The organism is Pandoraea sp. B-6, assembly GCF_000282835.1.
GTDB lineage: Bacteria > Pseudomonadota > Gammaproteobacteria > Burkholderiales > Burkholderiaceae > Pandoraea > Pandoraea cepalis.
Genome location: NZ_KB290528.1, coordinates 29,438 through 56,082 on the forward strand (window position 1 = coordinate 29,438; position 26,645 = coordinate 56,082).

Annotated in this window: 24 protein-coding genes, 1 tRNA gene and 1 pseudogene; 11 read left to right on the plus strand and 15 right to left on the minus strand. The window is 62.5% G+C overall.

Features of this window, described 5'->3' with window-relative positions; all coding sequences use genetic code 11:
- Window positions 1-73: 73 nt before the first annotated feature.
- From A985_RS0113415 to A985_RS25460, 3 genes are read right to left on the minus strand one after another with little or no spacing between them, the layout of a single operon-like run.
- Window positions 74-1,534, minus strand: coding sequence for an efflux transporter outer membrane subunit (locus tag A985_RS0113415; protein ID WP_017233915.1), 1,461 nt, complete (start codon window positions 1,532-1,534; stop codon window positions 74-76).
- A complete protein-coding gene (locus A985_RS0113420; RefSeq protein WP_017233916.1) occupies window positions 1,531-4,668 on the minus strand; it encodes a multidrug efflux RND transporter permease subunit in 3,138 nt (1,045 codons plus the stop codon). Before A985_RS0113420 ends, A985_RS0113415 begins: the two co-directional genes overlap by 4 nt.
- Window positions 4,669-4,670: 2 nt before the next feature.
- Window positions 4,671-5,948 (minus strand): efflux RND transporter periplasmic adaptor subunit, encoded by a 1,278-nt coding sequence (locus A985_RS25460; protein ID WP_157211459.1) that lies wholly within the window; start codon window positions 5,946-5,948, stop codon window positions 4,671-4,673.
- 302 nt (window positions 5,949-6,250) lie between these two features.
- Between A985_RS25460 and A985_RS0113430 the strand changes: the two genes are divergently transcribed.
- Complete coding sequence (locus A985_RS0113430) at window positions 6,251-7,123, plus strand: LysR family transcriptional regulator (RefSeq protein ID WP_026131947.1); 873 nt, start codon at window positions 6,251-6,253, stop codon at window positions 7,121-7,123.
- A 31-nt stretch (window positions 7,124-7,154) separates the two neighbouring features.
- Here A985_RS0113430 and A985_RS0113435 read toward each other — a convergent pair whose 3' ends face one another.
- The 6 genes from A985_RS0113435 to catA form a co-directional block, all read right to left on the minus strand.
- On the minus strand, window positions 7,155-7,613 hold the full coding sequence (locus A985_RS0113435) for a YaiI/YqxD family protein (RefSeq protein ID WP_017233919.1): 459 nt from the start codon (window positions 7,611-7,613) through the stop codon (window positions 7,155-7,157).
- A 151-nt stretch (window positions 7,614-7,764) separates the two neighbouring features.
- Entirely contained in the window at window positions 7,765-8,538 is a 774-nt protein-coding gene (gene benD, locus A985_RS0113440; protein WP_017233921.1) for a benzoate diol dehydrogenase BenD, read from the minus strand.
- A complete protein-coding gene (benC, locus tag A985_RS0113445; RefSeq protein ID WP_017233922.1) occupies window positions 8,535-9,557 on the minus strand; it encodes a benzoate 1,2-dioxygenase electron transfer component BenC in 1,023 nt (340 codons plus the stop codon). The genes benD and benC overlap by 4 nt, the downstream gene beginning before the upstream one ends.
- Before the next feature lie 40 nt (window positions 9,558-9,597).
- The gene (gene benB / locus A985_RS0113450; RefSeq protein ID WP_017233923.1) at window positions 9,598-10,086 is read right to left on the minus strand and encodes a benzoate 1,2-dioxygenase small subunit; all 489 of its coding nucleotides are present in this window, start codon (window positions 10,084-10,086) and stop codon (window positions 9,598-9,600) included.
- A complete protein-coding gene (locus A985_RS0113455; protein ID WP_017233924.1) occupies window positions 10,083-11,441 on the minus strand; it encodes a Rieske 2Fe-2S domain-containing protein in 1,359 nt (452 codons plus the stop codon). The genes benB and A985_RS0113455 overlap by 4 nt, the downstream gene beginning before the upstream one ends.
- A gap of 107 nt (window positions 11,442-11,548) precedes the next feature.
- Window positions 11,549-12,484 (minus strand): catechol 1,2-dioxygenase, encoded by a 936-nt coding sequence (catA, locus tag A985_RS0113460; RefSeq protein WP_017233925.1) that lies wholly within the window; start codon window positions 12,482-12,484, stop codon window positions 11,549-11,551.
- Between the two features lie 182 nt (window positions 12,485-12,666).
- Here catA and A985_RS0113465 point away from each other — a divergent pair, with 182 nt between their 5' ends.
- The 4 genes from A985_RS0113465 (at window position 12,667) to catC (ending at window position 16,226) form a co-directional block, all read left to right on the plus strand.
- Complete coding sequence (locus A985_RS0113465) at window positions 12,667-13,593, plus strand: LysR family transcriptional regulator (RefSeq protein ID WP_026131948.1); 927 nt, start codon at window positions 12,667-12,669, stop codon at window positions 13,591-13,593.
- 105 nt (window positions 13,594-13,698) lie between these two features.
- Window positions 13,699-14,844: a muconate/chloromuconate family cycloisomerase gene (locus tag A985_RS0113470; protein ID WP_017233927.1), complete on the plus strand. Its 1,146-nt coding sequence runs from the start codon at window positions 13,699-13,701 to the stop codon at window positions 14,842-14,844.
- 153 nt (window positions 14,845-14,997) lie between these two features.
- Window positions 14,998-15,834 (plus strand): 3-oxoadipate enol-lactonase, encoded by an 837-nt coding sequence (gene pcaD / locus A985_RS0113475; RefSeq protein ID WP_017233928.1) that lies wholly within the window; start codon window positions 14,998-15,000, stop codon window positions 15,832-15,834.
- Window positions 15,835-15,950: 116 nt separating this feature from the next.
- Window positions 15,951-16,226, plus strand: a complete 276-nt coding sequence (gene catC, locus A985_RS0113480) for a muconolactone Delta-isomerase (protein ID WP_017233929.1) — start codon at window positions 15,951-15,953, stop codon at window positions 16,224-16,226.
- 58 nt (window positions 16,227-16,284) lie between these two features.
- Here the strand turns inward: catC and A985_RS0113485 are convergent, their stop codons facing one another.
- Entirely contained in the window at window positions 16,285-16,920 is a 636-nt protein-coding gene (locus A985_RS0113485) for a GntR family transcriptional regulator (protein ID WP_017233930.1), read from the minus strand.
- A gap of 314 nt (window positions 16,921-17,234) precedes the next feature.
- Here A985_RS0113485 and A985_RS25465 point away from each other — a divergent pair, with 314 nt between their 5' ends.
- From A985_RS25465 to A985_RS0113505, 4 genes are all read left to right on the plus strand, one after another.
- Window positions 17,235-17,996 (plus strand): alpha/beta fold hydrolase, encoded by a 762-nt coding sequence (locus A985_RS25465; RefSeq protein WP_083902299.1) that lies wholly within the window; start codon window positions 17,235-17,237, stop codon window positions 17,994-17,996.
- Window positions 17,993-19,258 (plus strand): iron-containing alcohol dehydrogenase, encoded by a 1,266-nt coding sequence (locus tag A985_RS0113495; protein WP_017233932.1) that lies wholly within the window; start codon window positions 17,993-17,995, stop codon window positions 19,256-19,258. The genes A985_RS25465 and A985_RS0113495 overlap by 4 nt, the downstream gene beginning before the upstream one ends.
- A 130-nt stretch (window positions 19,259-19,388) precedes the next feature.
- On the plus strand, window positions 19,389-20,771 hold the full coding sequence (locus A985_RS0113500; protein ID WP_017233933.1) for an MFS transporter: 1,383 nt from the start codon (window positions 19,389-19,391) through the stop codon (window positions 20,769-20,771).
- Window positions 20,772-20,853: 82 nt separating this feature from the next.
- Window positions 20,854-21,663, plus strand: a complete 810-nt coding sequence (locus tag A985_RS0113505) for a fatty acid hydroxylase (protein WP_017233934.1) — start codon at window positions 20,854-20,856, stop codon at window positions 21,661-21,663.
- Window positions 21,664-21,684: 21 nt separating this feature from the next.
- On the opposite strand, the pseudogene A985_RS29250 reads toward A985_RS0113505, so the two are convergent.
- The 3 genes and pseudogenes from A985_RS29250 to A985_RS0113515 all read right to left on the minus strand — a co-directional run.
- Window positions 21,685-21,818 (minus strand): annotated as a pseudogene (locus A985_RS29250) (LysR family transcriptional regulator); the annotation flags it as partial.
- 3 nt (window positions 21,819-21,821) lie between these two features.
- The gene (locus A985_RS0113510; protein WP_017233935.1) at window positions 21,822-22,118 is read right to left on the minus strand and encodes a YciI family protein; all 297 of its coding nucleotides are present in this window, start codon (window positions 22,116-22,118) and stop codon (window positions 21,822-21,824) included.
- A 75-nt stretch (window positions 22,119-22,193) separates the two neighbouring features.
- Window positions 22,194-23,618 (minus strand): MFS transporter, encoded by a 1,425-nt coding sequence (locus A985_RS0113515; protein WP_039830329.1) that lies wholly within the window; start codon window positions 23,616-23,618, stop codon window positions 22,194-22,196.
- Between the two features lie 100 nt (window positions 23,619-23,718).
- On the opposite strand from A985_RS0113515, the gene A985_RS0113520 reads away from it, so the two are divergent.
- The gene (locus tag A985_RS0113520) at window positions 23,719-24,585 is read left to right on the plus strand and encodes a LysR family transcriptional regulator (RefSeq protein ID WP_026131951.1); all 867 of its coding nucleotides are present in this window, start codon (window positions 23,719-23,721) and stop codon (window positions 24,583-24,585) included.
- Between the two features lie 148 nt (window positions 24,586-24,733).
- Here the strand turns inward: A985_RS0113520 and A985_RS0113525 are convergent.
- A tRNA-Arg gene (locus A985_RS0113525) sits at window positions 24,734-24,810 on the minus strand.
- A gap of 187 nt (window positions 24,811-24,997) precedes the next feature.
- On the opposite strand from A985_RS0113525, the gene rocD reads away from it, so the two are divergent.
- Entirely contained in the window at window positions 24,998-26,215 is a 1,218-nt protein-coding gene (gene rocD, locus A985_RS0113530) for an ornithine--oxo-acid transaminase (protein WP_017233939.1), read from the plus strand.
- A gap of 60 nt (window positions 26,216-26,275) precedes the next feature.
- Here the strand turns inward: rocD and A985_RS0113535 are convergent, their stop codons facing one another.
- Window positions 26,276-26,605 (minus strand): multidrug efflux SMR transporter, encoded by a 330-nt coding sequence (locus tag A985_RS0113535; protein WP_017233940.1) that lies wholly within the window; start codon window positions 26,603-26,605, stop codon window positions 26,276-26,278.
- Window positions 26,606-26,645: the final 40 nt, after the last annotated feature.

Below are 26,645 nucleotides of genomic sequence, written 5' to 3' on the forward strand. Positions count from 1 at the left end.
GACTTTACCAAGAGACGCTATCGATGCGCCATGTCAATGCGTTGCTCGCCATGCGGTCCCGCCGCCCACCGTCTCAGGACGTGCCGCTCTCCGGTTGCCATCCGCCGCCCAACGCTCGGTACAGCGCCACATGGTTCACGAGTACTCGCTGCTTCACATCGATCAACTGTTGCGCCGCGTGAAATGCGCTGCGCTGCGCGTCGAGCAGTTCGAGGTAGCTCGCCACGCCGTTGGTATAGCGATGATGGGCCAGACGAAGCCGCTCGCGCTCGCCGTCCGACACGCGCTTTTGCGCCTGGAACTGGCGCGATAGCAGCCCTTGCGCGGTCAGGGCGTCATCCACTTCGGCAAACGCCGTTTGAATCGCACGCTCGTACGACACAACGGCCATCTCCTTGCGCACGCTCGCCAGATTCAACCCTTGCCGGTGACGCCCGCCCGTAAAGATCGGCACGGTAATCTGCGGCAGGAACGACCATACACCGGTGCCGGCGCCGAACAGATCCGCAATCCCCGCACTGGCAGTGCCGACATCCGTCGTCAACTTGATCGACGGGAAGAACGCCGCACGAGCGGCGCCGATATCCGCGTTGGCCGCACGCAGTTGCGCCTCCGCCTGCCGAATATCCGGACGACGTATCAGCAACGAGGACGGCAATCCGGCGGCCACGGGCATGACGAATGCGTCGTCGAGCGATGCCGCCGCGACTGGCTTCGCACTCACGTCGCCGGTCAGGACCTGCAACGCGTGCACGATCTCGCTGCGTTGCCGCTCGCGCTCGGCGAGTGCTGCGCGCGCGACTTCGACCTGCGTGGTCTCGGCATTCAGGTCGAAATCGTCGATCAGCCCGCGCTCGGCGCGCAGGCGAACCACGCGAATGCCCTCCTCGCGTGCCGCCAGCACCTCCCGCGCGTAGGCGATCTGTTCGTCGATGGCCACGAGTCCAATGTAGGACGTGGCTACTTCCGCCACGAGACTCACCTGCGCCGCCCGTTGCGCTTCCTCGCTCGCCAAATACGATTGCAGCGCCGCGTCGCTCAAGCTGCGCACGCGCCCGAAGAAATCGAGTTCAAAGGCGCTCACGCCCAGCGTCGCCCGTAAGTCGTTGGCGACGTAACCTGCGGCGGTGCCCCTGCCCTCAGGCTGGCCCGCGGCCCCTGAGTACCGCTGACGGGAGAATGCGCCGCCTGCCTGCACGCTCGGCAGCAGATTGGCCGCCTCGATGCCATACAGCGCACGCGCTTCCTGCACCCGTAGCGACGCCAGGCGCAAGTCGCGATTCTGCGCGAGCGAGCGGCGAATCAGCGTCTGCAAGGCGGGATCGGTGAATACGTCGGCCCAATCCGCGTCTGCCGCGAGCGGCTCGGCGAGCGCCAGACGCGCACCTGTGCCCGACGGTGCCGCCTCGTACGTGGTCGGCACCGGTGCCGCCGGGCGCTCATAGGTCGGCGCCAACGTGCATCCGCCGACCAATGCCAGCAAACACACGCCGGGCGCAGCTATCCCGCGCATGCGGGGTCGAAACGTCTTCATACCTTCCCCTCGATAGCCGGTGCGGCATCGCCCGACGCATTCGTCTTTGGCCGGCGCACGAAGCGGCCGGCCCACAGGAAAAACAATGGCACCAGGAAGATCGCCAGCACCGTGGCCGTCACGATCCCGCCGAGCACCGCCACACCGATGGCGCGCTGCGCGCCCGACGCCGGGCCCGAGGCAATGGCCAGCGGCACCACGCCGAAGCCGAACGCCAGCGACGTCATCACGATCGGGCGCAGGCGCAAACGCGCGGCTTCGACCGCCGCATCGAGCCAGGCCATGCCCTGTTTCGTCATATCGTTGGCGACTTCCACGATCAGGATGGCGTTCTTCGCCGACAGGCCGATGGTCGCAATCAACCCCACCTTGAAGTAGATGTCGTTGGGCATGCCCAGCAAGCTCACCGCGCCGAGCGCCCCGATCACACCGAGCGGCACCACCATGACGACGGCCGCCGGAATTGCCCAACTTTCGTACAACGCCGCGAGCGCGAGGAACACGACCAGCACCGACAAGGCGAGCAGCACCGGCGCCTGTGCGCCCGAGATGCGCTCCTCGAGCGACTGGCCGCTCCACTCGTAACCGATGCCCTGGGGCAGGTCGGCCATCAGTCGCTCCATGCGCACCATCGCCTCGCCGCTGCTCTTGCCCGGTGCCGATTCGCCCTGGATCGTGAACGAGGGGTAACCGTTGTATCGCCTGAGCTGCGGCGAGCCGAGTTTCCACTTGAGCGAGACGAATGCCGAAAGCGGCACCATTTCGCCATTCGCGTTGCGCACGCGCAGATTGCCGACGTCCTCCGGCGACACGCGCTGACGTCCGTCCGCTTGCACGATCACGCGGCGACTCTCCGCGCCCAGCATGAAGTCGCCGACATAGTCGGAGCCGAACATCGTCGCGAGCGTCGTATTGACGTCGTCCATCTTGACGCCGAGCGCTTCCATCTTGTGCCGGTCGATGGCGACGTCGATTTGAGGCACGTCGCCCTGACCGGCAAAGATCACGTTCCTGAGCACAGGATCTTGCGCCGCCTTCTTGAGCAGCGCATCGCGCGCGGCGGTGAGCGCGTCCTTACCCACACCGGCCCGGTCCTGCAAGCGCAGATTGAAGCCGTTCGACGAACCCAGTTCCGGCAGCGCCGGGCTGTTCATCGCCATCACCATGCGATCGGGCCGACCGCCAAACTTGGCGTTGACGCGCTCGACAATGGCGCTCACCTCGTCGTGTGCAGATGTGCGTTCGTGCCAGTCCTTGAGCGTGACAAACAGCATGCCGCCGCCCGGGCCCGAACCGAACTCGTTCCATCCGCCCAGCGCAAAGACGTGTTTGACCGGCTCGTGCCGCATCAGGTATTGCTCGATGCGCTCGAGCGCCGACATCGCCTCGGGCAACGTGGCGCCCTGCGGCTCGGACGCCATCACCATGAAGCTGCCGGTGTCCTCGTCGGGAATGAACGACGAGGGCAGACGCATGAACGCGAGCGGCACGGCGATCAACACCGCGCCATACACCAGCACCGCGCGCCACGGACGGCGCAACGTCTTGCTTACGGTCCGTGTGTAGCGCTCGGTACCCAGCGCAAAAGTCCGATTGAACCAACCGAAGAAACCGCGTTTGTCGTGATGGCCGGCCGCGATCGGACGCAGCAGCGTGGCGCACAGCGCGGGCGTGAGCGAGAGGGCAAGGAACGCCGAGAAGGCAATCGACACCGCGAGCGTGATTGCAAACTGACGGTAGATGTTGCCCACCGCACCGGGGAAAAACGCCATTGGCACGAACACCGCGACCAGCACCACCGTGATCCCCACGATGGCCCCGCTGATCTGCTTCATCGCCTTGACCGTGGCGGCATAGGGCGAGAGTCCCTCTTCCACCATGATGCGTTCGGTGTTCTCCACGACGACGATCGCGTCGTCGACGAGAATGCCGATGGCCAGCACCATGCCGAACATCGTGAGCGTGTTGATCGAATAGCCGAGTCCCAGCAGCACGCCGAAGGTGCCGAGCAGCGCGACCGGCACCACCAGTGTGGGAATGAGCGTGGCGCGCAGGTTCTGCATGAACAGGTACATCACCAGGAACACCAGCACCACGGCTTCGAGCAACGTCTTCACGACCTTCTGGATCGAAACCTTGACGAACGACGCGGTCTCGTAAGGGATCTGGTACGAAACACCGGCCGGAAACAGCGCCGATTGTTCGTCCATCACCTTGCGCACCGCCTTCATCACCGCGACGGCATTCGAGCCGGCGGCCAGCTTGATGCCCATCGCGGTGGCCGGCATGCCGTCCACGCGCGACGAATAGGCGTAATCGGCCGCCCCCAATTCCACGCGAGCGACATCGCCGAGTCGGATCGCCGAGCCGTCGGCACGCACGCGCAACGGAATCCCGGCAAAGGCTTCGGGCGAGGAAAGCGAGCCTTCCGACACCACGTTGGCGTTGATCGGGGCCGACGCGGGCGTCGAGCCTGCGCCGATATCACCGACGGTTACGCGCACGTTGTAGGCCCGGATCTTTGAGACGATGTCCGAAGCACTCAGGTCGAGGGCGACGAGCTTCGCTGTGTCGGGCCAGATACGAATCGCTTTCTCCGTGCCCCAGAACTGCACCTGTCCGACGCCCGGCACGCGTTTGAGCTGGTTGATGACCTGCGCCGCGGCGATCTCGCCGAGATCGGATTCGCCAATCGCCGGATTCGCGGACGCCAGCGTGACCACCATATGAATATTGTCGGCCGCGCGCTCGACGACGACGCCATCGCGGCGCACGACTTCAGGCAGACGCGATTCGACCGTCTTCAAGCGGTTCTGCACCTCGACGGCGGCCAGATCGAGATGGGTGCCCTGCCGGAAGGTGAGATTGACCGACGAACGACCATTGCCGCTGGACGCCGACGTATACATCAGCCCCGGCGCGCCGTTCATCTGGCGCTCGATGATCGCCGTCACGGCGTCTTCGACCACCTTGGCCGACGCGCCCGGATAGCTGCTCCAGACACTGACCGTCGGCGGGGCGATGTCGGGGTATTGCGCAACGGGGAGCGCCCGGATCGCGAGCACGCCGACGAGCGTAATCAACAGGGCGATCACCCAGGCAAAGACCGGGCGATCGATAAAGAAGCGAGCCATGATTATTGCGTCTCCGCGTGGGAGGCTGGTCCGGCGCGCGCAGGCTCGACCGGTCCGCCATTGTCTTTCGGCTTCGCGTCGCGGGACGTCACCGGCTTGGCCTTCGTGTCGTCCGTCTGCTTGGCCTCGGCCTTGACCTTGACGTGCATGCCGTCGGAGAACTGCGCGACGTTCTGCACGATGATCGTCTCGCCGCCCGCAAGGCCCTCCGTGACGAGCCAATCGCGGCCGTCGATCTCATCCGCATGCACCTTTGTGTCGCGCACCGTGCCCTGTGCGTCGACCACGCGCACCACGGCGCCATTGGCCGTGCGCGTGAGCGCCTCGCGGGGCACGCGCACGATGTTCGGATTCACCGCCCCCTGCAGGCGTACCTGCACGAACGCGCCGGGCAGCAACACGCCGTCGGGGTTTGGCAGCACGGCGCGCATGGCGATCGTGTCCGTGCCCGGATCGACCGCCAGATCGGTAAAGAGCAATTGGCCCGGTAGCGCGTATTCACGGCCGTCGGGCAGCGTCACGTGCACCGGCGGCGCGGCCGACGCGTTGCCGTGCTGCAGCTTGCCGGCGCGCAAATCGCGCGTCATCGCATACACCTCCGCGGCCGGCTGCGAGAAGTTCACGTAGATCGGATCGATCTGCTCAACGCGTGTGAGCAGCGTGGCCGAGTCGAGACCGACCAGCGCGCCTTCCGTGACTTCGGCACCGCGCACGCGCCCCGCAATGGGTGAGACGACGCGCGTATAGCCGAGATTGAGTTCCGCCTTGCGGACTTCCGCGCGAGCGGCCAGCACCTCCGCGCGCGCACGCGCTTCGGCCGAGCGAGACTCGGCGTCTTCCCGGGCGCTGATGGCGCGCACTTCCAGAAGGCCGCGATATCGCTCGACCTTGTCGCGCGCCGCGTCGTGTTCAGCGTTTGCCTTGGCGAGTGCACCGCGCGCGGCGTCCAGCGCAGCCGACAACGGTTGTGGGTCGATGCGGAACAGCACGTCGCCCTTGGCAACGGTCTGCCCCTCCTGATATCGGCGTTCGACGACGACTCCGCCCGCACGCGCACGCACGTCGGCGCTGCGGTAGGCGGCCAATCGTCCCGGCTGCTGCGTAGTGAGGGTCTGTGCACGGCGCTCGACGATGCGCACGACCGCTTCCGGTGTCGCATCGGCCTCGTCCTTTGGATCTCGGTCGGCGCAGGCGGCGAGCACGAGAATACTGGCGATCAGGCTGGCTGACAGGCCGGCTAGCCGTCCGAAGCGAGTTCGGTAATGAATATTCGATGACATGTAAGTACGTTGGATTGACGACAACCGGTCGGGGGTGTCGAGACCGCGCTCAGTGCGCGACGTCGACCCATGGCGCAGCCACGGATGGGGTACCGGGGGCCCGCATCTCTCCAGGCTCGCCGTGGGTGGCAGGTGCGCATTGCGCGAAGGGGTCAGTACCCGAGACCACCGGACCGGAAGATCCGGTCGTCTGCCGCCTCGCCTATGTTGGCGATTCAATTTGGCGTCCTACATTGGAGAATCGCGATTCTGCCGCGAAATTTCTGTTAGAAAAAGTTGGAACCTATCGATAAAATGGATGAATGAACTGGACAATAGAGCAATTGCGCTACTTTGTGGCTGCCGCGGAGGAAGGATCGATATCGGCTGCCGCCCGAAGACTCGGCAAAGCCCAGTCGGCGTTGAGTTCGGCGATTTCGCTGCTCGAGGCCGATTTGGGATTTGAACTATTCGACCGTAGCCGTCGCAACGCGAGACTCACCGCGCAGGGGGAGGTCATGTTGCTCGAGGCGAAGGAGTTGCTGCGTCAGGCGGAGGGCTTGAACCATCGGGCGAATGCGCTGGCGTTCGGCGAGCAACCGCAGTTGTCGCTGGCAATCGACGAAGCGTTGCCGTATCAAGTCGTGAGCGAACTGGTCCGCGATCTTGCGTACCAGTTCGCTTATTTGGAGCTGACGATACTCAACGGGACCTCGACGGAAGTGGCCGAGTATGTGGAGAAGCAGCGCGCGGACATTGGCTTTCACGTGGATCGCGGCGCGATCTCGTTGGCGCTGGGGCACAAATATGTTGGGTCGGCCGTGCAAGGCGTATTTGTCGCTGGCGATCATCCGCTCGCTTACCGCGATCAGGTCACGCGCGGCGATTTGGCCAAGTACCGCCAGATTCTGCTGCAGATGGATGATTTCACGCCGTGGCAACTGAGCCCGTCAATCTGGCGGGCGGACAGTTCATACCTGATCGCCAGCATGGTGCTCGACAAACTCGGCTGGGCCGTGCTGCCGATCGACATTGCGAAGTACGATGAACTTCACGAACTGCGCTGCGACGACCTCGGCCTACCGCAACTCCCCGTGCGCATGCTCTGGCGTTTTGGGCGAGAACCCAACGACGTGATGCAATGGTGCAACACTCGGTTTGGCGAACTGTTGCGGGCGAGTTCGGAAGCGGAGTAAGTCTGTTTTGGCGCGTTCCGGCACGGACCGCTTACCGGCGCGACGCGCGATGACGGGCGAGGAAGCGATCGAGTTGCCCGGCGAACGATTGACTGTCGCGCGCGCTGAAGGGAGCAGGACCGCCGGTCTCGATGCCCGCATTGCGCAGTTGATCCATCATGTCGCGCATGCTCAGTCGTTCCTCGATGTTTTCACGCGTGAACCAATTCCCGCGTGGATCGAGCGCCAGCCCCCCTTTGTCGAGCACCAAGGCGGCAAGCGGGATGTCCGCGGTAATCACCAGATCGCCCAGGACGACAAGTTCGACGATGCGGGCATCGGCCACATCGAAGCCTGCCGGCACCTGAATCGCCTTGATGAACGGTGACGGCGGCGTGCGCAGGAATTGATTCGCGATCAGCGTCACCCGCACTTCCTCACGTCGCGCGGCCCGGAACAATATCTCTTTGATGGCAAAGGGGCAGGCGTCAGCGTCGACAAAAACTTGCATGGAAAGGTCGTTCCAGGGGAGTCAAAGACCGTTCATCATATGCCAACCGCCGATCTGCCACCTCGGCAGCAGGCGTTGTTGCCCCACCGGCAGGCCATGCCGACGCGCTTGCGCAACGCCCATTTATTCAATGATCTCTCGGCGCCCGGCGTCAGCCCGTATCGCCGCCGGCGACCGGCAAGACCGTACCGGTGATGTATCCCGCTTCGTCGGAGGCCAGGAAAAGAATGGGCGCGACTTGCTCGTCGAGGGTGCCGTAACGTTTGAAGAACGTCGATTCGGTCACCTGCGCGACCGCCTCGTTCATCCAGGCGATCTCTTGTTCGCTGTCGCCCGCGGCGTTACGTGGAATCCGGCGGGGCGGCGCCGTGGTGCCTCCCGGCGCAGTCGCCGCGACGCGAATATTGTGCTCGGCGTATTCCATCGCCAGCGATTGCGTGATGGCGTTCACCCCGCCCTTCGCTGCGGAGTAAGGCACGCGTCGAATACCCCGAGTCGCATTCGACGAGACATTGACGATCGTGCCGCCACCACGCTTGAGCAGGTACGGCAGCACCGCGTGGCAGGTATAGAGCGTTGGCATCAGCGAGCGGCGAATCTCCGCGTCGATCTGCGCCGGCTCGAACTCGGCGAACGGACGCATACGAATCGCCCCGCCCACGCCGTTGATCAAAATGTCGATGCCCCCGAAGCGCTCGTTGGCGAACGCCATGGCTGCGGCGGCACCTTCGTAGGTCTCGAGATCGGCCACGAAGCCGGCCGACTCGCCGACCGCTTCGGCCGCGACCTCGGCGACGAATTCGGCACGATCCACGAAGACCACCCTCGCCCCTTCGGCCGACGCGCGCAGCGCGACACCCCGACCGATGCCTTGCGCCGCACCGGTCACGACCATGACCTTGCCGGCAAATCGTTGCGTTGTCATGCGTCCACCATTGCGACGTTGGGCGTGAATTTCTCGTAATGGAAGCTTTTGGGCCTCACGCCGTTGTCATCGAAGTATTTGCGCACGGCATCGACCATGGGCGGCGGCCCGCACAAATACACGTCGACGTTGCCATCGTTGAGCGCCTCCTCCGGGATGTGTTGCGTCACCCAGCCCTTGCGCGGGTGTTTCGATTCGGCGTCCGCCACCACCGTGGCAAAGGTGAAATTCGGCAGCTTGGCTGTGTAGGCCTCGATCGCCTCAACCTGGACCAGATCGAGATCACGCGTCACGCCGTAGATCAGATGCACGCGCTGTTGCGACGACGTGCGCGCGAGGACTTCGAGCATCGACAGGAACGGCGCCAGCCCCGTGCCGCCCGCCAGGAACAGCAACGGGCGCTCGACGGCGCGCAGATAGAAGCTACCGAGCGGGCCGGTCATCTCGAGCGCATTACCGGGTTGCGCATGATCGAGCCACGAACTCATGGCCCCGCCCGGAATCTTCTTGATGAGGAATCCGATGCGCGATTCGCCCGGCGCGGACGAGAACGAATACGAGCGACGCACACCGCTGCCAGGCACATCGATGTTGACGTACTGGCCGGGCAGGAATACGGGCGCGGCGGCGCCCACATCGAGTTCGAGCACGACCGCCGCGTCGTTGTGCGTCTCGACTTTGGTGACGGTCGCGGCGAATCGGCTCTGCTCCGTCTTGCACGCCGTTGACGACGCCGGCACGGCAATCACGCAGTCGCTCTGCGGCACCATCTGGCATGTGAGGACGAGGCCACTGTCCTTCTCGTCCGCGCTCAGGGCGTCTTCAATGTAGTCGTCGCCCATGTCGTAACTGCCGCTCTCGGCACGGCACTTGCAAGTGCCGCACACACCGTCGGAGCAATCCATCGGCAGATTGATCTTGGCGCGGAAGGCGGCGTCGAGCACCTTCTCGCCGGCCTTGCATTCGACGAAGCGGGTCACCCCGTCTTCAAAATTGAGCGCTACGTTGTAGCTGGACATATAGCCTCCTCGACTGCCAGTCCTGATGCGATAGTCAACGTCAAACGTGATAAACGTCGAGTACCTGACGGATATAGTCGTTCTTCAAAACGATCTTCTTCTTGGCGATCAACAGCGCATCGCCGTCGTGGCGCAACGTGACGAACATCGTGCCGAAGAATTGATCGGTCGCCTTGTAACGATGGCTGAGCGTGCTGAAGTTGTAGCGCACGTCGACTTCGTCGTCGCGTTGCGCCAGCACTTCCACATTCGCGACGGTATGCGCGGTGCGGGGCTCCGGCATCGAGGCGCTGCTACGCTCGGTCTTGATGCGGAACACGCGATCCTCCAATCCCCCACGGTCCGCGTAGTACATCAGCGAGATCTGGCTCTGGGGGTCGTCGGTCAGGCGATCGTCGTCGTCCCACGCCGGCATCCAGTACGTGACGTCGTTGGCATAGCACGCCAGCCACTCGTCCCACTGACGGTCGTCGAGCAGACGGGCTTCGCGATACAGCGTGGCGCAAATCGTTGCGTAATCGAAGTTCATGCCGTGGCCTCCGTCTGTTCTTTCTTCAGGGCATCGCGCATCACTTCGACCCAGTATTCGTGCTGGCAGACGAACAATCCTTCGTCTTCGCTGCGCTCGCCGGACAGGCGCGGTGTCAGGCCCATCTTGCGGGCGTTGTCGTCCGGCCCTTCAATCCACAGCGGCGCACCGCGAGACAGGTCGTTCCACAGCGCCGTGGTACCGGCATACCCCGCCTGGCAGGCACGGAATTCTTCCAGGTCGTCGGCCGTGCCCATGCCCGTGACGTTGAAAAAATCCTCGTACTGGCGGATGCGGTGGGCGCGCACTTCGGCACTTTCTCCCTTCGGCGCAAAGCAGAAGATCGAAACTTCCGTCTTTTCCACGCTGAGCGGGCGTACCACGCGAATCTGCGTGCTGAACTGGTCCATCAGGAACACGTTCGGGTAGAGGCAGAGGTTGCGCGTCTGGTTGACGATGAAATCGGCCTTGACGTCGCCGACGCGAGCCTTGATTTCGTCACGATGCGCGTAGACCGGGCGAACTTCCGGATTCATCGTGTTGGTCCACAACAGAATGTGCCCGTGCTCGAAGCCGTAGACACCTGCCACCGACTTGCTCCAGCTGTTGGCGTCGACGGCCTTCGTGCCATCGTCTTTGCGTCGGCCCATGGTCGCCGCGTAGTTCCAGTGAACGGTGCTGACGTGATAGCCGTCGCAGCCGTTCTCCATCTGCATCTTCCAGTTGCCGTCGTAGACGTACGAGGAATTGCCGCGCACGACTTCCAGCCCTTGCGGCGCCTGGTCGACGATCTGGTCGATGATCACGCGGGTCTCGCCGAGATAGTCCGCGAGCGGCATCGAATCGGGGTTGAGGCTGCCGAACAGGAAACCGCGATAGCTCTCGAAGCGCGCGACCTTGCGCAGGTCATGCGAGCCGTGCGTATTGAATTGCACCGGATACTGCGTGGTCTTCTCTTCCTTCACCTTGAGCAGCTTGCCGGTGTTGGAGAACGTCCAGCCGTGGAACGGGCATGTGAAGCTGCCCTTGTTGCCGTGCTTGCGACGGCACAGCATGGCCCCCTTGTGTGCGCAGGCATTGATGACCGCGTGCAGCTCACCGTTCTTGTCGCGCGTGACAACCACGGGCTGACGACCGATCCACGTCGTGTAGTAATCGTTGTTGTTCGGGATCTGGCTTTCATGGGCCAGATAGACCCAATTGCTCTCGAAGATGTGCTTCATCTCGAGTTCGAACAACTCGGCATTGGTAAAAATGTCGCGACGGCAGCGGAAGACGCCGGCCTGCTTGTCGTCCTGAACGGCCGTATCGAGCAGCGCATCCAGTGGCGAGCGGGTTTGGGTGATGGAGGACATGGGGGCTCTCCCCGCGCGTGCTCCCACCGGGGAGCGATCGCGTCGGTATCAAAGGTGGAACGATGAGATGGGCGGCTGCGCACTGGCGCCGCCGCCGTGGCGGGCGGTTATGCCGCCGCCGAAGCGCGCAGGCGATGGACGATCTGGTTGTCCTTGCCATGCGTGAGCGGGCTCAACTGGATATCGAATTCGATTTCCTTGTAGTCGTCCGCTTTCAGGCCGAGCGTAGCGCCGCCGGTCTTCTCGACCACGTGCGGGATCAGGTCCTCGCGCGTGGCATAGGCGAAGTCGTCCCAGATCAGCGGATCGCCCTCGATGTTGATTTGCGTCGTGAGCTTGCGATGCTGTTCGCTGGTCACGAAGAAGTGCACGTGCGCCGGACGGTTGCCGTGTCGGGCCAGCGCGTCGAGCAGTTGCTGCGTGGCGCCTTGCGGCGGACAACCGTAGCCCACCGGCATCAGCGTGCGGAATTCGTACTTGCCTTGCGCATCGGTGCGCACGGCGCCGCGCAAATTGAACGGCGATTGCGCGCCCGTCGGATCGAAGTGCGAATAGAAGCCGTTCGAGTTTGCATGCCAGCACTCGACGACAGCGCCCGCCACCGGTTGACCGTCAGGGCCGGTCACCTTGCCGCGAATCACCAGCGGGCCAGCGTCGGCATCTGCATCGAGGTCGATCTTCGACACCGCGTCGCGCAGCGGCGCACCAGCGACGTAGAGCGGGCCTTCGATGGTGCGCGGCGTGCCGCCTTCAATCTCGGCGGCCCGGTCCTCGGCGTCCATGCGCACGTCGAGATACTTCTCGAGGCCGAGGCCGGCGGCCAACAGTGCCGCCTCGCCATCCTGGCCCAGTTTGTTGAAATAGTTGACGCCGGCCCAGATTTCATCCGGCGTAATATCGAGGTCGTCGATCGCCTTGAAAAGGTCGCTCAGCAAGCGATGCACGATTTGCTTGGTGCGCGTATCGCCGGTCGGATTTCCGAGATTGGCAGCGGCGCTCAACAGCGCTTGCACTTCGCTCGTGTCGAATACTTTCACGCTCATGTCTTCTCCTACCTCTATTCGAATTTTGCTGGGGTTAACCCGTGCACCAAGCATTCGTCGTCCATACGCGATAGGTATAATCGAGCACTGATGCAGAGCATGAAGTCAGGATAATGACGGGGTATAGCACCGTCCAACACTGATTTAGTATCGGCGCGATATCTGAAAGGTATGAAATGAATATTGAGTTGCGCCATATGCGCTACTTCGTGGCGGTTGCTGAAGAACGCAACTTCACGCGCGCCGCCGCACGGCTGCATATCGCACAGCCGCCGCTCAGTCGCCAGATTCAGCAACTCGAGGAGTTGCTCGGCGTTCAACTGTTCGAGCGCGACTCGCGCCCGCTCAAACTGACCGACACGGGGCGCTTTTTTTATTCGCACGCGGTGCAGTTGCTCGCGCAAACCTCCGAACTCGAATCGATGACGCGGCGCGTGGGCAAGATCGATCGCAGTCTGTCGGTCGGTTTTGTCGGCTCGACGCTCTACGGCATGCTGCCGAAGATCATCCGGCGTTTTCGCGGGGAGAACAGCACGGTTGCACTGAGTCTGCACGAGATGTCGACAATGGATCAGATCCAGGCGCTCAAGGAAGGCCGCATCGATGTCGGCTTCGGCCGCATTCGTCACGAAGACCCGAGCATTCGTCGCGTGGTGCTGCGCGAGGAACGCATGATCGTCGCCCTGCCGCTCGGCCATCCGTTGATCGAGACCAAGCCAGTTCTGTCGCTGCACGACCTCGTGTCGGAAACGCTGATCATTTTTCCCCAAGCCCCTCGCCCGAGCTATGCCGATCAGGTGCTTGCAGCCTTCCACGATCGTGCGCTCAAGCCGGAGCGCATCTACGAGACACGGGAGTTGCAGATTGCGCTCGGGCTTGTCGCGGCTGGCGAAGGCATCGCCATCGTGCCGCAGAGCGTCAATGGCCTCAAACGCGACGACATCGCCTATAAGGAACTCGACGATCCCAATCTTGTATCGCCGATTATCCTGAGCATGCGATTGCTCGACGAGTCGCCCGATATTCGCGCCATGCTCGAATTGATCTACGACCTCTACGTCGAGGGGAACATGGAGCACCTCCCGCCCTCGGACCTCGGCTCACCCTAATCGACACCATACCCGGCAGGTATTGAACAAGACGCCATCGGTCTTGGACAGCGACATAACGCGGCTTGCATACTGCGATTCACTGTCCAACTGTATCTCCCGGGTATGAAACCAACCGTCAGCTCCATCGAGGCCATTCTGGTCGACCTGCCGACCATTCGCGCGCACCAGCTCGCGATGACGACGATGCAGAAGCAAACACTGGTGATCGTCAGGCTGCGTTGCAGCGACGGCATCGAAGGCATCGGCGAGGCCACCACGATCGGTGGGTTGTCCTACGGCGAGGAAAGCCCGGAGGGCATCAAGCTCGCGATCGACACCTATCTTGCGCCCGCATTGAGCGAGGTCGACGCCACCAATGTGCACGCGGCCATGGTGCGCCTGGACAAGGTCGCGCGCGGCAATCGCTTCGCCAAGTCTGCGCTGGAAACGGCCTTGCTCGATGCCCAGGCGAAGCGTCTTGGCGTGCCGCTCGTCACGCTCCTGGGTGGCGCGGTGCGCGAAACGCTCCCGACGCTTTGGACGCTGGCCAGTGGCGATACCTCACGCGACATCGACGAGGCTGAGCGCCTGCTGGCCGAGCGCCGCCACAACACCTTCAAGCTCAAGATCGGACGGCGGGCCGTAAGCGATGACGTGGCCCACGTTGCCGCGATCAAGCGCGCCCTGGGCGACCGTGCGCGCGTCACGGTGGACGTCAATCAGGCATGGAACGAAGCGGAAGCGGCCACGGGCATCGCCGCGCTCGAAGCCGCCGGCGTCGACCTGATCGAGCAACCGATCCCACGCGACCAGCGCGCCGGCCTGGCGCGACTGGCGGCTCGCTTTGTCGTGCCGATCATGGCCGACGAAGCGATCCTCGGTGCCGAGGACGCCATTGAACTCGTGCGCGGCGGTTGTGCCGATGTGTTCGCTCTGAAGATCGCCAAGGCTGGCGGTCTTTACGGCACGCTGCGTGCCGCCGCCGTTGGCGATGCCGCGGGTGTCGCGCTCTATGGCGGCACCATGCTCGAAGGCACGATCGGCTCGATCGCGGCGGCGCACTGCTTCTGCACGCTTCGTCAACTCGCCTGGGGTACCGAGCTGTTCGGGCCGCTGTTGCTCAAGGACGATATCGTCGTCGAGCGGCCGACCTACCGCGAGTTCGCGCTGCACCTGCCCACCGGCGTGGGCCTGGGCGTCACGATCGACGAGGACAAGCTCGCCCACTATCGTCGCGACGCGCAGCGCGTCGTCACTGGCGCGCGATAGGCCGGGTTCCGCGAGCGACCTGCGCACTGCGGCCCGCCGGGTGTTGCGCCGAACGACACGGATGCATGCCCATCGCCTTCCATCCAAACCTATGGCGCACCGAATGGCAGCACGCACGTGCCGCCATTCCCGCCGACCTGAGAGAGACACCGTATGTCCGCCATCCTCGACACGGTGATTGAAACGTCCGGCGACACGTATATCGAAACGAGAAACGGCCGCTTTCGCGTCGCGATTTCCGGCCCGGTATCCGCGCCGGTGCTGGTGCTGAGCAACTCGCTCGGCACGACGCTGGAGATGTGGGACGCGCAGGTGCCGGGTTTGGCGCGCGACTTCCGTGTCGTGCGCTACGACACGAGAGGACACGGCGGCAGCATCGTCACGCAGGGGCCTTATACGTTCGACCAGTTGGGCGATGACGTCGTCGCGCTGCTCGACGCGCTGGACGTGCCTCGCGCGAGCTTCTGCGGCGTATCGATGGGCGGGCATACGGGCTTGTGGCTGGGTCTGCATGCGCCAACGCGCTTCAACGCGATTGCGGTGTGCAACAGCGCCGCCAGGATCGGCACGATCGAGGGGTGGACGACCCGCGCCACGCAGGTCCGTACAGATGGAAAAGCTGCGATGGCGGCGTTGGCCGCATCCTCGCCGTCGCGCTGGTTTACCGAGGGCTTCATCGCGCGCGAGCCGGCGCGCGTGGCGCTCGCGCAAGCCGGGATTGCGGCGCTTGCGCCGGAAGGCTACGCGTCGTGCTGCGACGCCCTGGCGACCTCTGACCTCAGAGACGAGATCTCGGCGATCAAGGTACCGACACTGTTGATCGCCGGCGAGTTCGACCCGGTGACGACGGCGGCCGATGCGCAGGCGATGCAACGCGCCATCGCCGGATCGACAGTGGTGTCGGTGCCGGCCTCGCATCTGTCGAACATCGAGGCGCCGGCGCAGTTCGAGGCCGCGCTGGTCCAGTTCCTCGCCAGGGCGCTTGCCTGACGCGAGGCGCATCGGAGGTCGCAACCGATCTCCGCGCGATTCATATCACAGTCGTCGTGGCGTGGCCCCACCTGTGACTGTCAAGGGCACTTCGCCCGCGCTTCAAGGAGAGTGAAATGCTGTATCTGGTTCATATGATCGTTCGGATTCCCGATACGGTGCCGGCGGAAGAGGCTGCGCGTATCAAGGCGGCGGAAAAAGAGTATTCGCAATCGTTGCAACGCTCGGGAAAGTGGCCCAGCATCTGGCGCGTGGTCGGGGAATATGCCAACTACAGCATCTTCGATGTCGAGAGCAACGACGAGCTGCACACGCTGCTGAGCCAGTTGCCCCTGTTTCCGTACATGGACATCTCGGTTACGCCGCTGGCGCGCCACCCGTCGGCGATTTGAGTTTGGGGCGGCGCGCCTGTCGCCGCCTTCGTCGGACAAGCCAGGGGAAATTCCGCCACTAGGCTCGCTCGCCCAGCACCGTGGCTCGCGTGAATGCCTCGATATTGTCCAACAGCGCATCGAGGGCGTCGCCTGCGCGCTTCACTTCGCCCGCGGCAATCGCTTCCGCGACTTCCGCATGCAGGCGTGCCATGGTGGGCAAATCGGCCGCTTCCTTGTAGTGGTAGTACCAGAAGCGACGCGCCAGTCCGTGCAACAAACGCATCGCGCCCTCGGCGAACTCGTTGCGCGCGGCCACGAGGCACAATTCGTTGAACTCGCGGTCAGCGCGCACGAACTCCACATCCTTGCCGCTGCGGGCCGAACTCTTGAATGCCTTCGCCAGACGCGTGAAATGCTCGCGCTGTTCGGCCGTCGCCTTCTTTGCTGCGCTTCGCGCAATCAAGCGCTCCACCTCACGTCGCGTCTCCAGCAAGCGCAGTTGCTTGGCGACGTCCATCGGCGGGATGAGTAACCCTCGTTGCGGCAACACCACGATCAAATGCTCGCGAGCCAGTCGCTGCACGGCCTCCCGGATCGGCGTTCGGCCGAAGCCCGTCATCTCGCTCAGTTGCAGTTCCGACAAGGTCGACCCCGGCGCGAGCCGCAGCGTCACGATCGCCTCTTCAATCCACTCGTAAGCCATATCGACCATGCGACCTCGCGGGATGGCTTCCCGTGCGTCATCCGGGACATGGGGCACTGGTTTCCCCGTGCGTTGCGTCGCTTTTTTTGTCGCCATTGGGTCGATGCTTCAGAGCAAATATTAATTGTATATCACCTGCTCTCAAGGCTTCGACGGCGCACCGCGCGCTGTACGTCTGCGGTGCGCAGTGCCACATCACCTCGCCATTTTTGCTCGCCCCTCGCCTACCCCCCCGAGTTTCCCCTCGGTGTCGACGACTTGTTTTCACAAACTAACATGCTATTATTAATCAACTAATATATTACTAACAGGAGGGGCACGCGATGGATATTCGCCATGTAGGAATGCCCGAGGGCTTTCCGGTCGTCGCCCTGCATGGCATTCAAGGCACGAGCGACTCCTGGATTCCTGTCGCGACCGCATTGGGAGACGCATTCCATTTCGTCTTGCCCAACATGCCCGGTCGCGGCGACGCCGAATCGCCAAGCGGGCCAAAGGCATGCAGCGCCGACAACTTCGCGCGGATTGCCAGCCTGTCGATTGAACAGGAAGTCGGCGCTCGTCCTTATGCGCTGGCCGGCTGGAGCATGGGGGTATCGGTCATCCTCGAGTTGATGGCGCAGTTGGCGAACGGCACGGCACGTCATCACCCGCCGGCGGCCATTGTGCTGTTGTCCGGCACCGCGCAGTTGGACGAGGTTGCCTGGTTCAAGGCATCCGAACAGACCGCCCTACTCAACGAAATTCGGCACAGGCAAATGCGCTTGGGTCTGACGCACGCGGCGGATCCGCTCACTGTGTCGTGGACATGGAATGCGCTGAAGCGGATGTCCCACCTCCGGCATCTGGTGCACGTCGACGTGCCCACGCTGCTTATCCACGGCAGCGACGACGAAGACTGTCCCATCGAGCACGCACATCGCGTGCGAGAGGGAATTCGCTGCGCAACGCTGCAAGTGATTCCGGGCGCGCGCCACTCGATCCTGACGCAGAACACGCAAGCGGTCTGCGTCGCCATGCGCCACTTTCTCACGCAATACAGCACGGCATCCCGATGCCCGAGCACCCCGGAGACAAATTCATGAGGCTTGACGATTGCATCCACTTTTGTGCCCCCTCCCGACTGATCATCGAGCGTGGCTACCGTCAAAAGCTTCCCCATCTTTTGCAGCGCATCGGCTATCGGCGAGGATTGCTCGTCACCGATCGCTTCTTTTCGGATCGAACCCCTTGGGTGAACGACTACGTGAGCGCCTGCGAACGCCTCGGTATTCACGTCGATGTCTTTGCGGGCGGCCAACCCGACCCCACGACCGACCTGTGCGACCGTGCGACGGCCGAACTGCGCGTCCATCTTGACGGTCATCTGCCCGACCACATCGTTTCCCTGGGCGGCGGCAGCAACATCGATCTGGCCAAGGCGCTGTGCGTCACCCTGACTGCAGGGCGGCCCATTCGCGACTTCAGTGCCGGCATCACGAGCGATGCACCGGTCATCGACCACGTCTCGGTGCCCACGACGGCGGGCACGGGCTCTGAGCTGACCCCCGGCACCATTCTGTTCGACACGTCCACCGGTATCAAGACCGCCGTGATGGACAATCGGCTTCGCCCGGTCATCGCCGCCATCGACCCCGAACTCACCTTCACCTGCCCGCCCAAAGTCACGGCGGAATCCGGCATCGACGCCCTGACGCATGCGCTCGAGTCGTTTGTCACCCTTGACTCAAGCCGGTTCGAGCGAGGCGGCAACGTCGACCCGGGCTATAGCGGTCGCAGCGGCTTGACCATGATGTTTGCGCGCGAATCCATCCGGCTTTGCGCCCAGTATCTGCTTCGTTCCTATCAGGACGGACACGATGTCGAGGCACGGGTCGGCATGTGCTATGCGAGCGTCTATGCGGCGATGTCCTACGGCAGCGCAGGGCTGAATGCGGTGCATGGCATTGCTTACGGCGTCGCCGCTCTGACGCACCAATCCCACGGGGCGACGAATGCCGTTGTCTTGCCCTATGTCATCGACGCCCTGCGCGAGTCCCGACATGCCGAACTTCTGGAGGTCGCCCGAATGTTCGGCATTCAGACGGCCGACGAAGTCCAGGCGGTGCGCGCATTACCGCACCAATTGCGCGAACTGGTCGGCAAGCTTGGGATTCCCACCGATCTCAACGCGTTTGGCGTCACGCGGACATCGCTACAGGAATTGCTCACCGATTCGCTTGGCGTGACTCGGTTGGCGAAAGCGTTCCCGGTTGGGAATATTGAAGACAGCTATGCGGACATTATCAATAACGCGTGGCATAACCGTCTTCAAGACGAGACGACAGCGAGACTCGCCGCAGACTGAGCCTTTCTGCCCGGCGCTGTAGCGACGCAAAGACACCACTAGAATTCGGCCGGGCCTACCGGCCTCTTTGCGCCTCGATGTCTAACATGTTAGCTGATTATCAGCAACATACATTGGAGGAGACACAAATATGGATATGTCCGTCGCCGCTTCGCGGCTGGGTGTTGGGGTTGCCGCGCGTCTAGAGCGGCTGCCGATGACCCGCTACCAGAGAACGCTGTTCTCGATCATTGCCACCGCCTGGTTCTTCGATTCCATGGACCTGGGTCTGATGACCTTTGTTCTGGGGTCGATCAAGACGGAATTCGGCCTCTCGGCCTCGCAAACAGGACTACTGGCCAGCGCCAGCTTCCTTGGGATGTTTGCCGGCGCTGCAATAGCGGGCCTGCTCGCGGACAAATTCGGCCGAAAGCCGGTCTTCCAGATCAGCATGATTTTCTGGGGCGTCGGTAGTCTGATGTGCGGCTTCGCGCACAACGTCGATTCGCTGATGTTGTACCGGGTGGTGCTTGGCTTTGGCATGGGCATGGAGTTCCCCATCGGCCTGTCGATGGTCTCGGAGATCGTGCCGGCCAAAAGCCGTGGCAAGTATGTAGCAATCCTGGAAGGTTTTTGGCCCATCGGGTTCATCGTTGCCGGCGCGCTCTCTTACTTCATGCTTCCGGTCATCGGCTGGCGTGGCATTTTCATCGCCTTGTCGGTCCCGGCCGTGTTTGTGTTCGTCATCCGGCGCGTGGTGCCCGAGTCGCCTCGGTGGCTCGAAGACACTGGACGGATGACCGAAGCCTCGGACGTGATGAATAGCATCGAGGCCAAGGTGGAGAAAGCCTACGGACGCAAGTTGCCCGCGCCCACATCGACGCCGAGCGCGCCTCGCGCCCAAACCGGCAGGAAGGCGCTCTTCGCCGAGCTTTGGACCGGCATCTATGCCAAACGGACGGTCATGCTCTGGACCACGTGGTTCTTCGCCTTACTCGGCTACTACGGACTGACGACGTGGCTGGGCGCGCTGCTCCAACAGGCCGGCTATGAGCTGACCAAATCGGTTCTCTACACGGTCTACATCTCACTGGCGGGGATTCCCGGGTTCATGTTCTCGGCGTGGTTGCTCGAGAAATGGGGCCGCAAGCCAACGTGCGCACTGATGCTGCTGGGAAGTGCGGCAGCCGCATACCTTTACGGTCAGGCCGCTGGCACCAAGGCCCCTATCGAACAATTGATTGCCGCCGGACTGATGATGCAATTTTTCCTGTTCGGCATGTGGTCGGTGCTGTACGCCTACACGCCCGAGCTTTATCCGACCCGCACGCGCGCGACAGGCTCCGGCTTCGCGTCGTCCATCGGACGCGTCGGCTCCCTGGCGGGCCCCTTTGCCATTGGCGTACTGCTTCCCTCGTGGGGACAGGCGGGCGTCTTCACCCTGGGCGCCCTCTCCTTCGTCATTGCAGCGCTCGCCGTGTTGCTGCTGGGCGTGGAGACCAAAGGCCGATCGCTTGAAGACGTTTCGCATTGACGCGCTGATCGGCGGGCAATCCTGCCCGCCGATACCCCTTCCACGAGCGCCATCCGATTGATTTAAACGCAGGAGACAACCCATGATTACCGAGCGTCAATTGAAATTCCGAGAGCAGTACAAATCCGACATCAGCCCGATGTACAACGGCCTGTTGCACATCGTCGTGATGTATATCGTGGCCATCGGTGCAGTCGTCTATGCCGTCAGCCGGTTGCAGCATCCGACCTGGGAATGGCTGTTGATGATTCCGGTCTTCCTGGCAGGCAACTTCGTGGAGTGGTTCATGCATCGCTTCGTGATGCATCGTCGCGTGAATGTCTGGGGCTTGCGCGAGATTTACAACCGCCACACTCGCCAGCACCACCAATACTTCAGCGACCAGTTGTCGACGATCGACACGACGCGCGAATTTCGCATCGTCTTCTTTCCGTGGCGCGTGCTGATGACGCTGGGCGTTGGCGGCGGTGCCCTCGGCTATCTGACCTCATTGATCCTGGGGCCGAATGCCGGCTGGATGGTCTTTCTGACGATGGTCGGCCAGTATGTGATCTACGAAACGTTCCATTACTGCTGTCACTGTCATGAGAACTGGTTCGTGCGCAACGTGCCTTTCATCAATACGATTCGCCGGCATCACACCGCCCACCACAACATGGGCATCATGATGAAATACAACATGAACCTGACGTTCCCGATTGCCGACTGGTACATGGGGAGCAGCGACTTGCGTCGAGGCCTGCTCGGCCACCTGTTCAACGGCTACAGCGAAAAGCACATCAAGAGCGAGCTGAAGCCGATCATCGCGAAGTTCAGAGACGACCACTCGCAAGTTACTTTGGACGGCCCTATTCTCACGGCTGAAGAGCGCGAAGCGATGACGGCTATATGAGGTATTGATGTGCGTGGCAGCGGCGAGGGCGATCTCGCCTGAGTCGACCTGCGCCAGTAGATTGAGCGACATCCCGGAACAATGCGAATTCGCCAACCCGGCGGCGGCTCACGGAATCGCTGAATCGCACTGGCCAGGAACGACGTCTGCGACGACTGTCAGTGATCCCCACAGAGTACCCATTGCGCCCCCGCCGCGAACTTGTTCGGAGCAAACTCAATGATCTGATACTGAGCGATGCCTTCTCGGTAGAACGGATCCTGCGCCAACACGACATCCAACGCTTCCCGTCCTAGATTGCGCACCAGGATAACGCCGCCAACCCGAGGGACTTGAGGCCCCGACGCCACGAAGTGACCGGCAGCGTATTGACGCTCAAGATACTCGCGATGCTCCTGAAGGAACGCATCGATGTCGGCCAGCGGCTGAAGGTAATGCAAGAGAACAACGAACATTTTTCCTCCTGAAACGATCAGTGGAATTCTACCGAGAACCGGGCCTGCCTCATTTCGTTTACCTTCCGAACCGGCTCATCCACGTCCACACAGTTCGGATGAAGAATTCACCTTCGTCGATCCAACGACGAATTCCCGATATTCTCGCTTTGGCATGCAATACAAACACATCATGCTACACAGAAATAGTAGAGAACCCGCAATCGCCATTGCCGCGTGCATGCCATGCAAGAACGCGTGTGAAGCCGTGTCGCGAACCAGATAGCCAAACACGGCGACCCCTAACATTCCGCCGATCTGGCGCGCGGAATTAAGAACGCCGGATGCGATGCCTGCGCGCGACGCCTCCACCGATGAAAGTGTCACATTGGTCATGGTGGGAATCGTCAACGCGACGCCGCTACCCGCGATTAACATAGGTACGATCAGCATGCCGTAGCGCCCGTCGAAGCTTGCCAACAGCATCAGTAAATATCCACACGCGGCCAGCCCCAAACCAAGCACCATGATGCGACGCGCCCCAAGGCGGGTGATGAGCCTTCCTGCCACAATGTTTGCCGCGACCAATATGACGGTCATCGGCAAGAAAGCGAGTCCCGTCTGCTGAGGAGAAAACCGACACTGCGACTGGAAGAAAAGGCTCAGCACAAACACCAAGCCGTAATACGAGAAGTTCACAATCAGACCCGAAGCCGTTGAAGCCATGAACGTTGGCGCGCGAAACAACGTCATTGGCAACATCGGGTCTTGGGTGCGCCACTCGATCCAGACAAAGACAAACAGCGCGGCGATAGCCAGCAACAACCCCGATTGAACCCGCGTATCGCCCCATCCAAGGCTACTGGCTTCGATAAGGCTGGCAGTCATCGACGCTAGTGCAAACACCACCGTTGCCTGTCCGGGCCAGTCCAAACGCCGTCGGTGACCTTCCCCGTCAGGCGTTACGTAGCGCAAGGTCAGGTAAATGCCAATCAACCCGACGGGTAGATTGACTAGAAAAATCGAGCGCCAACCCAAATGCGTCACCAGCAGGCCGCCCAAGACCGGACCGGCGGCCAGTGACAGGCCTCCCACTGCCCCCCACCAACCCACGGCGCGGCCACGCTCCTCACCCGGTTGGAACGCCCTTTGTAGTATGGAAAGCGAGTTGGGCACCAGCATCGCGGCACCCACACCTTGAAGCAGCCGCGCGGCAACCAACCCGCTCAGTTCATCCGTGAGCCCACAGATGAGCGACGCCAATGTAAAAAGGATCAACCCCCAGGAAAAGGCGCGCCGCGCCCCAAAGCGGTCGCCCATCGCTCCGCTAGTCAACAGTAACGCGGCAAACGCCAAGGTGTAAGCGTTGACCACCCACTGCAACCCCGCAACATCAGTCGAAAATTTCTGTCGCAAGGCCTCCAGGGCGACATTGACAACGCTAACGTCCAACAGCACAACGACCAATCCCAAGGCGGAAGCCGCCAACGTACCACGCGACGAAGGTCTGGAAGAGAGCATGACGCACATCCTTGACGTAACAAACTGATGCCATGTTAGGCAGTCGATGTCTGTGCGTAAATTACCTATAATTGCAACTCAACCTGGAGAAAATGCACAGATGTTTGATTGGGAGAATTTACGTCATTTCCTGGCCGTCGCTCATGCAGGCACGCTTTCTGGCGCAGCGCGTGCGATGCACGTCGATCACGCGACGGTGAGTCGGCGATTGAACGCTCTCGAGGCTGAACTGCAAATGTCTCTGATTGAACGGCTGCCGCGCTCGTGCCGATTGACGCCCGACGGAAAGAAGGTTCTGGAACTCGCCAAGCATATGGAGACGGCTTCCTTTGACATTGCCCGACTTGCCCGCGCTCAACATGCCCCACTGGACGGGAAGGTCGCCTTGAGTGCGCCACCGGTACTGGTCGCCCACTTCCTGGCAAAACGTCTGGCCAGCTTGCGTGAGACGCACCCCGGAATTCAACTCTCTCTACTGGCCCAGGCTCAGCAAATATCCCTTAGTCGCGGCGAAGCGGACATCGCACTGCGGTTGGTGCGGCCCAAAGAGCCCAGCAATGTGGCGCGGCGCATCGGCCGCATGCCCTTCGCGCTATACGCGCACAAGGATTACGCGCGTACGGTGCCGCCGGCCGATTGGACGTTTATTGCTTACGACGCATCGTTGGCCGACATGCCTCAGCAACAATGGCTATTGAAGATTGCAAACGGCCGCCCGGTGGGATGCACATTGAGCGACATCAGCGGCCATCTCGCCGCCGCGCGCGGTGGCGCCGGTGTCGCGGGACTTCCGTGCTTCATGGGCGATACCGAAGGGGATCTGGTTAGGCTGGAACACGACGGAAGTGCGTTCGCGCGAGATATTTGGCTAGTAGTTCATCGCGACTTACGTCGATCAAAACCTGTCCGCGTGGTGATGGATTACATCGCGACCATCGTTTCCGAAACCCCGATGTTGACCATCTAGATGCCTACGCTACGAGTTGTAGCAGTCTTATGAGTTCAGAAGCTGATCAAGACGAGAATGCTTCCCTAAAGCAAAAGGCACCCGACATCAGACACAATAGATGCTTCGCAAACCGATCCGCACAATCGAAAGAAATCGCATGGGAAGTTGGCCTGCCCAGAGGGATTCGAACCCCCGACCGTCGGCTTAGAAGGCCGATGCTCTATCCAACTGAGCTATGGGCAGTGCGTGATGGCAGCGACAAGACGTCGCTGCCGGCGGGTCTTGCTGTGGCGAGATAACGCATCACGCCCAAGCAATCGACGATTATAGCGCACGCGCATGCCAATTTCATCGGCGTCGCTTCAGGAGATGTCCCCCTTTGCGTGCCGTCTCGTTCGCCTTTAGACTGGCAACGTGGAGGAGCGCGAGCATGAACGAAATCGAACGCGAACAACGCTTTGGCGCCCACAACTACGCGCCGTTGCCCGTCGTGCTCTCGCACGCCAAGGGCGTCTGGGTCTGGGATGTCGAGGGCAACCGCTATCTCGACATGATGAGTGCCTACTCCGCCGTCAGCCACGGTCATGCGCATCCTCGTCTGGTCGCCGCGCTCACCGCGCAGGCACAACGCCTCGCCGTCGTCTCCCGCGCCTTCTACACCGACCGCCTCGGCGCCTTCCTTGAACGGTTGTGCGACCTCACCACGCTTGGCGGCGCCCTGCCGATGAACACCGGCGCGGAAGCCGTCGAAACCGCCATCAAGGCCGCCCGCCGCTGGGGCTACAGCGCCAAACGCATTCCCGCCGACAAAGCCGAAATCATCGTCGCCGACGGCAACTTCCACGGTCGCACCACCACCATCGTCGGCTTCTCGTCCGAACCCGCCTATCGCGCCGACTTCGGCCCGTTTGCGCCCGGATTCGTGCGCGTGCCCTTCGGCGATATCGACGCCGTGCGCGCCGCCATCACCCCCAACACCTGCGCCGTCCTGTTCGAAACGATCCAGGGCGAAGGCGGCATCGTGGTCCCGCCCGACGGCTTCCTGCGCGCCCTGCGACAGCTCTGCACAGAACACAACGTGCTCATGCTGCTCGACGAAATCCAGTCGGGCCTCGGACGCACCGGCCGCTGGTTCGCCTATCAGCACGAAGACATCGTGCCCGACGGCGTCATGCTCGGTAAAGCACTCGGCGGCGGCCTGCTCCCTGTGTCGGCCTTCGTGGCACGACGCGACATCATCGACCTGTTCGAGCCCGGCAGCCACGGCTCGACCTTCGGCGGCAACGCCCTCGCCGCCACCGTCGCGCTCGAAGCGCTCGACGTCATGGCCGACGAAGACCTGCCGGGACACAGTGCCGAGATGGGGGAATACCTGCTCTCGCGATTACACGCGATTCACTCGCCGCTCATTCGCGAAGTCCGGGGCCGCGGCCTCTGGGCCGGCATCGAAATCGATCCCGCACGCGCCGACGCACACGACCTGTCCCTGCGCATGCTGCGCCGTCGCGTGCTCGCCAAGGAAACGCGCGCGACCGTGCTGCGCCTCGCACCGCCGCTCGTCATCGAACGCTCGGAGATCGACACCTGCATCTCCGCCCTCAAGGCCGTGCTGGCCGAAGCGGAAAACGAGGCCCGACACGAAGCCTGACGCGAGGCCAGGTCAGGCGCATGCGCGCCGGAGCGCTCGTGCATTCAAGCACCGCGCCCGTCAATGCGCCGACGACTTCGACCAGAGATTCATCACCAACACGCCCGCGATGATGAGCGCCATGCCGATCAGCGCAGGGGCATCGAGCTTCTGACCGAACAACACGCGTGCGGCGATCGAGATGAGCACGATGCCGAGTCCCGACCACATCGCATAGGCCACGCCCACGGGAATCGTGCGCAGCGTGAGCGACAGCATGTAGAACGCCACGCCGTAGCCCACGACCACCAGCGCCACCGGCCCGACGCGCGTGAATCCCTCCGAGGCCTTCAGCGCTGACGTGGCAATCACCTCTGCCACGATTGCCACCAGCAGGTACAGGTACGCCATCGACACTCCCTTTCCTCGAACACGCGGCCGACCATCATAA